We start from the raw sequence: 12,725 nt of genomic DNA, 5'->3' as shown, positions 1-12,725 counted from the left end.
TGGAGACCGGCACCACTTGCGAAGAGAAATTCGGGAGAAGGGATGACGTGGAAGGCCCAGAGTCTCTCATGGCCGTCTGTTTGGAGTCATCCACCACTTGCAGGAGCTCTTGTTTCGGCTTGGGTGTTATTCCTTTTTTTAAAACAGTCCCAACTCCGTAAGCTGATGGTCATCATCATTTGAGGAAGGTGGGGGAGGACTCCAAGTGGGTCGGAATGGGGATGATGTGCTCTCGCGACCGCTGCCCCATGTTGTCCTCCAAGACCAGCACCTGGGCGTGCCTGGATCTGAAGTTCCACATTCATATTTGTCTGGCTTCAAGTTTTACGGCCGCATGCCCTTGCTGCCACCAACCTGCCATCATCTGAAGGACTACCTCCTTGGCAGGAAGAAGGCAATCACTCGAAAACGGTTTTCAACGGAAAATCAGCTGGCCAGGAGTCTTAACAATTCGTTATTAGTATTCATTATTATTTTTCCGCCGGCTAAGCCAGCGATCTCATCAGCTGTTTTCTCATGCACATACATTTGCATACGCAGGCCATTATTTAAACATTCAACTGAGTTACTGAGTGACATGTATAAACTTACTAAAGGTAAAATGTTACTGATAGGATGTGGAGGAATTTCAAGTGGTGCTGATGCATATAAAAAAATAAAAGCAGGAGCATCTTTAGTACAACTGTACACTGCCCTCATATACCAGGGGCCTCAAGTTGTGAATAAAATCAACTTGGAGCTTGCAGAGCTAATAAGAAGAGATGGACTTAATAATATCAGTGAGGCAGTGGGTTGTGATTGTAAACTTTAGAAGCTGTTCTATTTCAATAGAATAAAATTAATTTTTTGATATAAATATATAGTGGGAAATACTTACTTTTAAGTATGAAAAGCTTGAACGACGCTATATCTAAAATCATTAACTATAGATTTAAAAACGGTGCTTTACTAGAAGAGGCATTAACTCATCCAAGCTTAAATAAAAGGAACAGCAAGAATCAAATTGAAAATTACGAAAGGCTAGAATTTTTGGGTGATAGCATTTTAAATATGTATGTGTCTGCTATACTGTTTAAACTATTTCCTGAGGAAAGAGAAGACGCGTTGGCGAAAAGAAAAATGGATTTAATTTGTGGCTGCACTATTGCTAATGTTGCTAAAGAGATAAAGTTGGGTGATTTTATCATCATGAATAATAGTGAGCGCTGTAATGGAGGAAGATGTAACCTAAAAAACCTAGAAAACGCACTTGAAGCACTGATAGGTGCGATTTATATTGATGGTGGATTTAAAAACGTCGAAAGATTTGTTACCCAACATTGGGAGAAACTAGCTAAAGATATGCTCAACCCTCCTCAAGACCCTAAAACCTCGTTACAAGAATGGACGCAGAAAAATAAACTATCCTTACCAGAGTATGGGCTTGCAAAACAAACTGGACCAGCACACAACCCCGAATTTATTATATCAGTTTGCATAGAAAATTATGGAGAAGATTCTGCATGTGCTTCGAGCAAAAAAGCTGTTGAACAAAAGGCCGCTGAGTTAATGCTAGACAAAATTAACAACATTAGACCTTTTTTGAAACTCATATAGACAGTTCAAAGTTGTGAATTCCTGCTATTAAATTGAATCTCAAGCCAAAACGTTTTCTCCGATTGCGATATCTGTCTGCAATAACTTTGAATCTTTTTAACAGACTAATAACATTCTTAACTACTACTCTTTTGCTCGCTAGCTCTCGGTTTTCTACATTTTTTTCCTTAATTAAGGGACTTTTTTCATCCTTCTGTGTGGCAATTCGACATTTTAGTGAATTTTCTGAAAACCTCTATAACCAGCATCATCTAAAGCTTTAGTGGTCAATAACATGCAAACTTTTGACTCTTTAAAAACGCTAAAGTCGTGTCGTTTACCGTTTGCAAAGTTTCTTTTGCGATAACGAATTGTAGCTTTATTGTATGCTTCAATCCAACCGATATAGCTTTGTGCTATATGCACGACGCAAATATTCTAGTGCCATCATGCATTGTTTGCTTGGTTTTCCTCCTCTTGCTTTTTTAGCCTCTTTTTTCCTCTATTAAAACTTCTGTTATTTTTTCAAATGTTTTTCTTTTTACTCCTGTTATTCTTCTAAATTCCTCTTCATCAAATTTAGTTATTTGTTCAAATTTCATGCCTTCACTAATATTGCTTTTGGTATTTTACTACTTATTTCTTTCGTCATGCAAGAAGTCTAATGTAATTTGGCGCTGTAATAATGTGGTGACGCTTAGTTTATTGGCTGCATGTGAAAAATTTAAAAGACGTGCAACCCCAATAATTTATATAATCCGCCAATAAATGCCTTAAGTTTTTTACTGAATTTTTGTCGTTGATCCTGCAGGTCAAAAACAAGTTTTGAGTCAGAAATACCCTTAGTTGCATGGTAATGATATTAATGGGAGTTGTCAAGGAATTTCTTCGTTTTCACGTGCTGCCAATGCAATATGTTTAGTTTCTGTCCTAGTTCATCAGCGTTAGAGTATTAAAAAAACTAATTTTTTAATCTTAGTTAAGATATTTATATTGACTTTAATATGTAAAAATAGTTATAATGACATCTTATTAAAATTTTAAATAAAATTATGTTTATATTAAACAAGTTGCTCGAAGTTAACTCAAATACGCTAGAAATTAAAGAAGCGATAGGTTTCAACCCAACAAACATGGCGTTCATTGAGGGAAATGGAGTTAATTATGGACTCAGCTATCAAGATAATGGCAATGGGGAACCAGGTAAGTAAAATTACTTATTAGCCTACTATATCAGTCAAAAACGTACGCGTGTCAACGTAGCGAATGTATTTAAAGACCAACTATCTCTCACATTAATAGAAGATTCAGCAGAAGTAGACAAAGTTGGAATAATCTTTCCTGAAGAAGGAATCAACGAGGAAGGGAAAAAATATATTAAAGGCCTAATGTTCAGCGCTTACGAAATCAAGCAGTCAAGCAAAGTTCCTTTAGTTAAACATTTAGATAAGATTAAATAACAAAAAAATGCTAATAATAGCAATCCCGCAAATGAAGAAAATTGTTACTTTCAACCAAGAGCGGTAAAAGTTGACAATATTGATGTAATTGTAATCGTCCATAATTTAAAGGATCAAACTTTAGTTTCTTGGTACTTAGAGTCAAATGGAGATGGAAAGTTTAAAGCATTGCCTGGAAAAACAGGCATCATAGAAAGAAAATTATTCAAATTTGATAATCCGGAACAATTGGCATTAGATAGCAATACAATGCTTTATGCACAAATGAGAAAAAGAATTATTAAGTATCAAGAGGTAAAAAAAACACAAATTTTTAAATTTGATATGGCTGACGTAGTTCAGAAGCTGAAAGATGGAAAAGAAGTAGACAAATGTCTACTTAGTAGGAAAAATGCCAAATAAATATGGCATCTATTGCTTCTAATCCAGACGAAGTAAACTGTCTAGAGCATGTGAAACGAGTCAAAGGCGATGATCTGGTTGCTTTTCTTGCAGAAGACCCATCATCTAATAAACCAAAACTACATTTAACAAGTCTTGTTAAGAACGGACCAAAATTGAATTTTACTGTTTGTGAGTTTGAAGATTCTATAAAGCAATTGTACGTTAAAGACAATGGTCAAGACAGTTTGATAACTGCAATAAGTGAGGAAAATATCATAATTTTTAATCATAAAAGTTCCAAAAAACCTCATAAGGTAACGATAATACCGGCAAACAGCATTAAAACTCTCAGTGATTTTGTTAATATCATTAACGGTCGATTGACGCCTAGCATTATTTTTATATTATTTCCAGTAATATTGCAGCCCCTGTAACTACTACGAAAACAGTTGTGACTTCTAAAAAAATGCCAACTACTGCAATTACCGGCACACCAAAACTGATACTTTGAAGACTATTAAATTGATAACAGAAGCACTAACTACCACATCAATTTCTACAAATAGAAGTACTACTCAACCTTCAACAGATTCAGCAACTCAAACAACATTCACATCGGTGCAACCCTCAACAGTAGCTGAAACAACCGTTACTTCAAAAGCGACTGTGGCTACTACAACGTCAACTGATTTGCTGATTACTAACTCAGAAAAACCCATACAAACAGTATTTACTATACCAAGTACTAAAATAAAAAAGTCAACTACCACTGTGTTTACCACAACTTTACCTCCTCAAATTACCCCTTCTCCTCAACCTTACCAACTTGTTATAGCATGTGCACCTAACAAGACATAAATAATTTCAGGATAATTATTGGGAGTAATGGGTGTTGTTGGAATCATAGGATTTATAGCGTACAGATGCATTAAGAAGTACCACAGTTATTATAATGCTGCTCCTGTGTTAAAATTAACTGATTTGGAATCAAGTTCAAATAACTGTGAAGAGCTTCTTGTCAGTAACAGCAGAACAAACAGTCCTAAAATAGTGCTGAACAGAGTACTAGTAGAAAGTGGTAGCAGCAGAACAAGCAGTCCATCACCTGAAAGCATTAGGAGTTCAGAGTCTAGGAGTGGCTTGTCTTGGAATAGCAACGATGTACCAGAATATCACCTCTAGTTATGATCTAACAAGGAAATTATTTTACTTTTATGATTTTCGTTCTAAAATACAACTTCTGGGTGAAATAAGTAGCTGCTATTGTGTGGTAAACACAGCAGAGGAAAGTCCGGGCTCCAAGGAAAAATAGTGACGGGTAATACCCGCCGGAGGTAACTCTAGTTATAGGGCTACAGAAAATTACTGCCTAAAATTTTTTAGGTAAGGGTGAAAAGGTGTGGAAAGAGCACACCATAACAATGGCAACATTGGTAGTTGAGACTCGGGTAAATCGCATGCAGTAAGTGGTAACACTTACTCCAGATAAATAGCTACACAAACAGAACTTCGGCTTATATTTCACCTAGACACTCATTTAAATATAGACAACGGCTATATTTAAATGTATAAGTGTCCCATGCACTGTACTTCACTTGTTCTATTGAACAGCTACCACTATTTTCTCCTACGTTAACATTAGGATATTCTTCATCATCAAGATATTCTTTTAGGACATATCCTCTGCCCCAGCCAGTTTCTATGTGACTTTGTCCATCATTTGCACTTTCAAGTTTTTTACGTAATTTGCACATAAAGACATCAACTATTTTGTTATCTGAAGGTTCATCTAAGCCATTATAGAGATGATTTAAAAACATTTCTTTTGTTAGTACTGTTCCTTTACGTAACGCTAGTAACTCTATCATAGAATATTCTTTATTAGTCAGGTGAACAGTCTTGCCTTTAACTTCAACAACTCTATGATCAAAAATTGATATTTATATTCCCAATCTTTATCACTGATTCAGGATGGCCTTTAGTACGACGTACTATTGCCTTTATTCGAGCAAGTAGTTCATTTTTATGAAATGGTTTAGTTTAGTAATCATCAGCACCGTATCCAAGCCCTTTAACTTTTTGGTGAGTAGCATATACATGAAAGTATCAGAACAGGAACTTTAATTTTTGCACTTCTTAATCTTAACAATATATCATATCCATCAATATCACCGGGTAAGTGTATGTCTAGAATAACTAGGTCATAGTGATCCCCATTTGAGGAAACCAGACTATTGCTATAATCTTCCCCAGAACTTATACCATTACAAAAGTGCCCGTCAGCTTTTAAAGCGTCCGATAGAGCCTTTGCAGTTACTGGATCATCTTCAATTAGTAATATACGCATATTTTACACCCCGTAAGTAATTTATAATTTTAGTAATATATATAACCAAGGAAAGTAACAAATCAAACTTTTATTAACAAATGGTCAAAACTACTAATAATGGACATACCATTCCAAAATTATATAAATAGATCTAAAACATAATAGATATACTATATATCATAAGAATAACATTATTTTTAGTAAATATTGAACTAAAGCTATTATCACTAAAAAAATACTTAGGTTAATAAATATTTAACTATTTTATATATTATTATATTTTAATTTACTTATCCTACCATTCTAAAGTATAAATAATACTTTTAGGAACATTGTGTGACAATATCAATTTTAGGTGCTGGTGCATGGGGTACAGCGATTGCAATTTCATTAGGTAGTAAGAAAGATGTGATTTTGTGGACTCGCAACGAAACTACATTTGAATCAATTAACAGGAAAAGAGAAAGTGACAAACTACCTGGTTGCCGAATTTCTGACAATGTGTCAGTAAAATTGGCAATTGAAGAAACAATTAATGCTTCAACAACAATCCTTGCTATTCCCACCCAGTCTCTCCGAGAGGTGTGTGAGCAGTTGCGTAATTGCAATCTAGAAAAGGAGGTAGCAATAATTTTAGCCTGTAAAGGAATAGAAAGGTCTACATTAAAACTGCCCTGTGAAATAGTAAGTGAAGTTTTACCCAACAACCCTGTTGCTATTTTTTCAGGTCCTAGTTTTGCTATGGAAGTTGCAAAAAAATTGCCCTATTCAATGGTTCTCACATGTCAAAATGACACACTAGGTTCAAAACTAATGTCAGAACTACAGCAAGAAAACATTAAATTATACTTCAGTAATGATGTTATAGGGGTACAGATTTGTGCAGCATTGAAGAACGTTTTTGCTATAGCGTGCGGAATTGTTTTAGGTAAAAAACTCGGATGTAATGCCCACGCAGCACTGATAACAAAGAGTATGAATGAAATGAAGGCTTTGTATTTAGCAAAAATCGACAACAGTAATATAAACATAGATACGTTACTTGGGCCAGCATGTTTGGGTGATCTAATCATGACATGCACATCTTTGAATTCAAGAAATCTGTCCTTTGGGTTCAAAATAGGTAGTAGTAATAATAGCTTTGATATTCAACAGATTTTATTAGAAGGTAAGTCAGTGGTTGAAGGTTTTAGTACTTCTCAATCTGCATTCTATTTAGCAAAAAAGCTAAAGATAAAAATGTCCGTATGTGAAGCGGTTTACAGGTTATTGTATGAAAATGCCTCTATAGAAGATACTATTTCTGTTCTTGTAAGTTAGTCTTATACTTTGGTGTATTGTGAAATTTTTACATAAATTGACATCAACATGGTGGCTGTCTGGCACAGTAAAAAAAATGCCAGGTACTGTGGGCAGTTTAGCTTCTTATCCAATTGTTCCTATAATACTAAGTAACAGAATTTTAGGTGCAGTAACTATTCTTTTTTTATTCTTAATTGGATTATGGTCCATAGGTAACTACATAAAACATTACCAGACTTCACACGACCCAAAAGAGGTAGTGATTGATGAAGTAGTTGGCCAATTACTGACAATATTTTTAATTTCGGTACTGCTAAACCAAGAAACGAATTGCCCTTTATTGCTGTTATGCTTTTTTTCTTTTAGGTTCTTTGATATAATAAAAACGTGGCCTATAAATTTGATTGACAAAAATATCAAAGGTCCTCTAGGCGTTATGCTAGATGATGTTATAGCTGCAATTTTAGCTTGTATTCTTATAGGGGCCCTTTATTGTTCATTATCTGTGTATGCAGGATAAGAAAATTTATTATTCGAGTTTGGTTATCCAAAATCTAAAGGATTATATACTGTACGCAGCAAATTTATCTCAGTGGGAAGTACACAATGAATTTGATAGCATTACATTCACAATAAATGAGACCAGGGAGTCATTATTCAATTTTGTATTCTGTGAAGATCAATGTACTGAACTTTCCGTGCAAAAAACTCTAGACTATCTTAAAACAAGGAACATAGAAGCAACATGGGTAATGAACTCGCATACGAAGACAAGAAGCGTTTTAGAAAAGTGTGAGGTAAAACACGTTAGTACACCAAAAAAAGTTTTACTTAACATGAAAAATTACTTTTCACCTGCTGACGCTGTTCCAGGCTTGAAGCTGAATGCTGTAAATAGTAGCAATCTCTTGGAACAGTTAGATTTATGTACCTCTAGAATTTTTCATCATAACGTTGGGATTGTCAGTACATTTTTCCGTGGGTTATCAAATTATGATGATAAAAACTCAGGATTAAGGTTTTTTCTCGTAACACTAAACAACGAAATTGTTGGAACATGTGGCTTTTACATTCAAAACAGCGTGGCCGGTTTCTATAGTGACGGAGTTTTACCAACTCATAGAAATCGTGGAATAGGTACCCAAATGGTTTTAGAAAGAATCAAGATAATCCAGCAGCTTAAATGCAAATATGTAGTAGCACATTGTATGAAACCTTCTGTCAACCTTTATAAAAGATTGGGCTTTCAGATATTAGGCAATCTTTACTTGTATACTTCTTCAGCGTAACTTATACATACCCTTACTGAGCAGTTACAAATTTTTATGTCTGTTTTAAAAGTATTATGTTTTTTTTGTATGAAGTAGTTTTATTATTAATTTTAATATTATTCTTTCTCTCTTACTCTAAATTGAAAGTGGATAATAAAATTAAGAGCCTACAACATCAAAATATCATAATAAATAATTTAATCGATACTGTAGATGATGGATTTTATATTTGGGATGCAAAAAAACGTATAGAAAAGTTTTCTCCCAACCTACTAATATTGCTCAACACCGTTTTTTACTCATTTAATGAGTTTGTAAATTTCTTTGAGCAGTCAGAAAGCTTAATTAAAAATTTTACTGAGGCAAAGAGAATAAATAAATCTTTTACTCTGGACTTAAAGTCAAAAGATGGTGAGGTTTACTGCATATGTTATGGCAGAAGCATAATAGATAACTCTAACGAAGTGATTGGTGTACTATTATGGATAAGAAACATCTCAGAATATGAGATAAAAGCTAACGAACTTGAGTTAGAAAATAATAAGCTTAAACGAAAAGTAGAGAACTATAGGAATATTTTCAACTCTTTGCCGTTTCCAATACTAAAATATAATGAAAATAAAAAAGTAAAGTTTTATAACTTGTTTTATGATAAATATATAAATGGCTCTCAGAGATTAGCTGTTGCTGGTAGTGCACACAACGCAAAATCAGGAAAACATGTGGTAACTTACAGGAATGAACGCAAGGTTTTTGATTTTATAAAAATTCCAATACGAAATTCTGATGGCACGGTAATATATGGAAAAGATGTTAGCGATGCAGAGAAGTTACGTGCCGGATTAGATAGTTATTTCGCTGCACAGCAAAGTTTTTTTGAGGAGTTACCAATTGCTATCGCAATATATAGTAAAAACCAAAAACTGAAGTTTTATAATAATGCATTTATAAAAACCTTTCAATTTGATACAAAATTTTTGGCATCTTATCCAACTTATCACGAGGTTATGCTTTACCTATTCGAATCTAAAAAGCTTTTAGAAAAAGAGGATTTTCAAACCATCAGTAGCCAAAGGCATGAGTTGTTCAAAAAATTACTTGGACCATATAATAGTACAATCCACTTCACAAATGGAAAAGTGTTTAGAATATTAATAATACCCTATGCTTCAGAAGGGTTACTCTTTTCATACGAGGAGTGCAAGAGATAGTATTTAAACTCCCCCCCTCTCTACCATAAGCTGCTTTATTTTTGCTATTACTCTCGCTGGATTAAGCCCTTTAGGGCAGGTTTTTGTACAATTCATTATTGTATGGCAACGATACAACTTGAATGGATCATTTAAGGCATCAAGTCTTTCACCTGTCTTGTCATCACGGCTATCAGCGATCCATCTGTAAGCCTGTAGCAGTATTGCTGGTCCTAAAAATTTATCACTGTTCCACCAATAGCTTGGGCAACCAGTCGAACAGCAGGCACATAATATACAATCAGAAAGGCCATCCAGTTTTTTTCTATCCTCAGGAGATTGTGAATACTCTTGGCTTGGTAAGTCAGGCTTATCTGCTTGTAACCAAGGGTTAATTGACTTGTATTGCTCATAGAATTGACTCAAGTCTGAAACTAGGTCTTTTATTACATACATATGAGGCAATGGATATACTTTTATATCACTTTTTATATCGTGTATAGATTTAGTGCATGCAAGAGTATTGGTTCCATCAATATTTATAGCACAAGATCCACATATTCCTTCCCTGCAAGAACGTCTGAAAGTTAAGGTCGAATCTATTTCATCCTTTATCTTTATCAATGCATCGAGTACCATAGGACCACAATTATCCATATCAATGAAAAATGTATCTATTCTAGGATTTTTCTCGTCGTCAGCAGACCAGCGGTAAATTTGAAATCTTCTAATATTTTTTGCCCTAGCAGGAGCAGGATAAACTTTGCCCTTTTCATTAATTTTAGAATTCTTTGGCAGAGAAAACTGAACCATACGCTTACCCTTTATCGTTTATAGCTAAAAAACCCTTTATTTTGTAGATAACATATTTTGTTATCATCTACTATATCTTTGTTAAATTCCTTTTAAATTGTGTACATAATTATAGCCAAGCGAAGCTAAAATCTTACCTTCTAAGTTCTTCATTATAATTTCCTCATCTTCTTTTTGGTGATCATAGCCAAGCAAATGGAGCAACCCATGCACTAACATATGTGCAATGTGAGCTATGATAGGTATATGATACTCATCCGACTCTTTTCGTATTGTGTCTATTGAAATCGCTATGTCTCCTAAATCGCACTTGTTAGATAGTTGCTCACACTGAAATGATAATACGTTAGTTGGTTTATCCATTTTTCTAAATTTTAAATTAAGTTGATGTAGTAAATTATCATTAGCCAGAACCACTGATATACTTGGTTCATAGTGGTCTATCTTTAATTTTTGCAGAGAAGCGCTTATAATGTTTAATACAAGGCCCTCTGGATCCTCTGTAATGCTATGCCATCTTTCATCAAGAACATTTACTTCTAACATCACTCATCCTTATTATTTCATTCCATTCGTCTTCTGAGACTGGAGAAACTGATAGACGTGGTTGTTTTAACATGGCAATATTTTTTAAAAGTGGATTTTTTTTATATCACTCAACGCCACTTGATTACTTAAAGACTTGAAGAATTTCACATCTACCAACCCAAACTTGGAATCGTTAGCATGATAATATTCTTTAAAGACTTCAACTATTCCAAATACCGCCTTTTCTTTACCTGTATGATAAAAAAACACAAAATCGCCTAATTCCATAGCTTTCATATAACTTTGAGCTTGATAGTTGCATACACCATCCCACTCAACTATTTTCTCCTTTTCCATTTTTTGCCATGAATATTCACTTGGTTCTGACTTAAATAGCCAAAATTGCATTATTTTTTTCTTCTTAAGTAGGCTGGTATATCATAGATATTGCTATTCCACTTTACCCCTTCACTTACCTGCTCAGCTGGCTTTGTTTCTGGTACTGGAGTTTGGCTGTAAGACCACTTGAACTTTTCTTCCTCTGAAATCTCGCTTTGATTCACAGACGAAGTTTCTGGTCTGTCATCACGGATAACGCTACTATCAATACCAGTTGCAAGAACAGAAACCCTAACTTTGCCCTCCATCGCTTGATCAAAGGTAGCACCAAATATTATATTTGCATTTTCATCCACTTCTTCACGCACTCTATTTGCTGCAGCATCAACTTCAAATAGAGTCATGTCTCCGCCACCGGTAATGTTAATCAATATCCCTTGCGCACCTTTCATTGACACGTTATCGAGCAATGGATTAGATATTGCAGCTTCTGCAGCACTGATTGCTCTATCTTCTCCTTCTGCCTCTCCAGTACCAATCATCGCTTTACCCATTTCGCTCATTACTGTTTCTATATCAGCAAAATCAAGATTAATGAGTCCTGGCATGACCATCAAGTCAGTCACCCCTCTGATACCAATATGCAAAACATTATCAGCGAGCTTAAATGCATCAGAGAATGTAGTTTTTTCATTTGCAATTCTAAATAAATTCTGGTTTGGAATAACAATGAGTGTATCTACGTATTTTTGCAGCTCTTCGAGTCCGAGTTCCGCAATGCGCATACGACGCACGCCTTCAAAGCCAAATGGCTTGGTTACAACCCCAACAGTCAATATCTTTTTTTCTTTTGACACTTTATCTTTAACTGCGGCTCTTGCTTCTCTCGCTGCTTTTGCAATTACTGGTGCTGCACCTGTACCAGTACCACCACCCATTCCTGCCGTGATGAAGAGCATATGACTATCTTTTATATGCTCCATAATTTCTTCAATTGATTCTTCTGCTGCGCCCTTGCCGACATCAGGCAAAGCACCAGCACCAAGCCCCTTAGTTAAGTTAATACCTAGCTGAATTTTTTTATCACATAATGACTTCTCTAGCGCTTGAGCATCAGTATTTGCTACAACAAAATTTACTCCCTGCAAATTGGATTGAATCATGTTGTTCACAGCATTCCCACCAGCACCGCCAACACCTATAACGGTAATCCTTGGGTGTAACACAGGTAATTCTGGCAGACTAAGGTCAATAGACATTTAAATTACTCAAACTTAGCGAATTCACTTGATAATAAGTTACTGCTTTTTTAGCAATATGCAAACACTTTTCACTCCTATAGACATAAACAGTAAATAAGGTTTACTTATTCTTAACATTATAAGCGCCATCAATCAATAGATATCTAGATAGCGTTACTGGAGCAACTCAAGAAATAGAAAATGTTTATAATAAAGGGACAGAAATCTGTCCCTTTATTGGAAGTTGCTATTAATTATGCAACAGAAGGTGCTTTTTCTTTCCTTTGTGATAC

At 34.9% G+C, this 12,725-nt stretch carries 13 protein-coding genes, 1 other RNA gene and 4 pseudogenes; 11 read left to right on the top strand and 7 right to left on the bottom strand.

Annotated features, from left to right (window positions below; translation table 11 throughout):
- Positions 1-538: 538 nt before the first annotated feature.
- Positions 539-811: pseudogene (locus HET73_RS03230) on the top strand (quinone-dependent dihydroorotate dehydrogenase); the annotation flags it as partial.
- 74 nt (positions 812-885) lie between these two features.
- Positions 886-1,596, top strand: coding sequence for a ribonuclease III (gene rnc / locus HET73_RS03225; RefSeq protein ID WP_174134010.1), 711 nt, complete (start codon positions 886-888; stop codon positions 1,594-1,596).
- On the opposite strand, the pseudogene HET73_RS09815 reads toward rnc, so the two are convergent.
- A pseudogene (locus tag HET73_RS09815) lies at positions 1,589-2,177 on the bottom strand (transposase family protein). The gene rnc and the pseudogene HET73_RS09815 sit on opposite strands and share 8 nt — an antisense overlap.
- A gap of 450 nt (positions 2,178-2,627) precedes the next feature.
- On the opposite strand from HET73_RS09815, the gene HET73_RS07970 reads away from it, so the two are divergent.
- From HET73_RS07970 to HET73_RS03205, 3 genes are all read left to right on the top strand, one after another.
- Positions 2,628-2,786, top strand: coding sequence for a hypothetical protein (locus HET73_RS07970; RefSeq protein WP_246209897.1), 159 nt, complete (start codon positions 2,628-2,630; stop codon positions 2,784-2,786).
- Positions 2,787-3,203: 417 nt separating this feature from the next.
- Positions 3,204-3,437: a hypothetical protein gene (locus tag HET73_RS03210; RefSeq protein ID WP_174134009.1), complete on the top strand. Its 234-nt coding sequence runs from the start codon at positions 3,204-3,206 to the stop codon at positions 3,435-3,437.
- Positions 3,438-3,439: 2 nt separating this feature from the next.
- Positions 3,440-3,853, top strand: a complete 414-nt coding sequence (locus HET73_RS03205) for a hypothetical protein (protein ID WP_174134008.1) — start codon at positions 3,440-3,442, stop codon at positions 3,851-3,853.
- A gap of 165 nt (positions 3,854-4,018) precedes the next feature.
- Here the strand turns inward: HET73_RS03205 and HET73_RS03200 are convergent, their stop codons facing one another.
- Entirely contained in the window at positions 4,019-4,201 is a 183-nt protein-coding gene (locus tag HET73_RS03200) for a hypothetical protein (RefSeq protein ID WP_174134007.1), read from the bottom strand.
- A 94-nt stretch (positions 4,202-4,295) separates the two neighbouring features.
- Here HET73_RS03200 and HET73_RS03195 point away from each other — a divergent pair, with 94 nt between their 5' ends.
- Together HET73_RS03195 and rnpB are read left to right on the top strand one after the other, a co-directional pair.
- Positions 4,296-4,601, top strand: a complete 306-nt coding sequence (locus HET73_RS03195) for a hypothetical protein (RefSeq protein ID WP_174134006.1) — start codon at positions 4,296-4,298, stop codon at positions 4,599-4,601.
- Positions 4,602-4,660: 59 nt separating this feature from the next.
- Positions 4,661-4,951, top strand: an RNA gene (rnpB, locus tag HET73_RS03190) — RNase P RNA component class A.
- A gap of 48 nt (positions 4,952-4,999) precedes the next feature.
- On the opposite strand, the pseudogene HET73_RS03185 reads toward rnpB, so the two are convergent.
- A pseudogene (locus HET73_RS03185) lies at positions 5,000-5,766 on the bottom strand (response regulator transcription factor); the annotation flags it as partial.
- Positions 5,767-6,084: 318 nt separating this feature from the next.
- Between HET73_RS03185 and HET73_RS03180 the strand changes: the two are divergent.
- From HET73_RS03180 to HET73_RS03165, 4 genes are read left to right on the top strand one after another with little or no spacing between them, the layout of a single operon-like run.
- Entirely contained in the window at positions 6,085-7,068 is a 984-nt protein-coding gene (locus HET73_RS03180) for an NAD(P)H-dependent glycerol-3-phosphate dehydrogenase (protein WP_174133049.1), read from the top strand.
- Between the two features lie 19 nt (positions 7,069-7,087).
- Entirely contained in the window at positions 7,088-7,570 is a 483-nt protein-coding gene (locus tag HET73_RS03175) for a phosphatidylglycerophosphatase A (protein WP_174133048.1), read from the top strand.
- Positions 7,560-8,339, top strand: a complete 780-nt coding sequence (locus HET73_RS03170; RefSeq protein WP_174133047.1) for a GNAT family N-acetyltransferase — start codon at positions 7,560-7,562, stop codon at positions 8,337-8,339. Before HET73_RS03175 ends, HET73_RS03170 begins: the two co-directional genes overlap by 11 nt.
- 56 nt (positions 8,340-8,395) lie before the next feature.
- Positions 8,396-9,532 (top strand): PAS domain-containing protein, encoded by a 1,137-nt coding sequence (locus tag HET73_RS03165; RefSeq protein WP_174134005.1) that lies wholly within the window; start codon positions 8,396-8,398, stop codon positions 9,530-9,532.
- Positions 9,533-9,535: 3 nt separating this feature from the next.
- On the opposite strand, the gene HET73_RS03160 is transcribed toward HET73_RS03165, so the two are convergent.
- The 4 genes and pseudogenes from HET73_RS03160 to ftsZ form a co-directional block, all read right to left on the bottom strand.
- Positions 9,536-10,324, bottom strand: coding sequence for a succinate dehydrogenase iron-sulfur subunit (locus HET73_RS03160; protein WP_174134004.1), 789 nt, complete (start codon positions 10,322-10,324; stop codon positions 9,536-9,538).
- An 81-nt stretch (positions 10,325-10,405) separates the two neighbouring features.
- Complete coding sequence (gene ybeY, locus HET73_RS03155) at positions 10,406-10,870, bottom strand: rRNA maturation RNase YbeY (protein WP_174132909.1); 465 nt, start codon at positions 10,868-10,870, stop codon at positions 10,406-10,408.
- Positions 10,848-11,260, bottom strand: a pseudogene (locus HET73_RS03150) (EVE domain-containing protein). Before HET73_RS03150 ends, ybeY begins: the two are co-directional and overlap by 23 nt.
- Positions 11,260-12,450, bottom strand: coding sequence for a cell division protein FtsZ (gene ftsZ / locus HET73_RS03145; protein WP_174132908.1), 1,191 nt, complete (start codon positions 12,448-12,450; stop codon positions 11,260-11,262). Before ftsZ ends, HET73_RS03150 begins: the two are co-directional and overlap by 1 nt.
- Positions 12,451-12,725 lie beyond the last annotated feature (275 nt).

This window comes from Wolbachia endosymbiont of Atemnus politus (assembly GCF_013309895.1).
The sequence above is the reverse complement of the archived record's forward strand: the minus strand, read 5'-3'. Positions and strand labels throughout refer to the sequence as shown.

Bases quoted from the DNA above. Each gene is read 5' to 3' on its own strand.
- HET73_RS03170 (WP_174133047.1), top strand. From the start codon at position 7,560: ATGCAGGATAAGAAAATTTATTATTCGAGTTTGGTTATCCAAAATCTA.
- ftsZ (WP_174132908.1), bottom strand. From the start codon at position 12,450: ATGTCTATTGACCTTAGTCTGCCAGAATTACCTGTGTTACACCCAAGG.
- ybeY (WP_174132909.1), bottom strand. From the start codon at position 10,870: ATGTTAGAAGTAAATGTTCTTGATGAAAGATGGCATAGCATTACAGAG.
- rnc (WP_174134010.1), top strand. From the start codon at position 886: ATGAAAAGCTTGAACGACGCTATATCTAAAATCATTAACTATAGATTT.
- HET73_RS03165 (WP_174134005.1), top strand. From the start codon at position 8,396: ATGTTTTTTTTGTATGAAGTAGTTTTATTATTAATTTTAATATTATTC.
- HET73_RS07970 (WP_246209897.1), top strand. From the start codon at position 2,628: ATGTTTATATTAAACAAGTTGCTCGAAGTTAACTCAAATACGCTAGAA.
- HET73_RS03160 (WP_174134004.1), bottom strand. From the start codon at position 10,324: ATGGTTCAGTTTTCTCTGCCAAAGAATTCTAAAATTAATGAAAAGGGC.
- HET73_RS03205 (WP_174134008.1), top strand. From the start codon at position 3,440: ATGGCATCTATTGCTTCTAATCCAGACGAAGTAAACTGTCTAGAGCAT.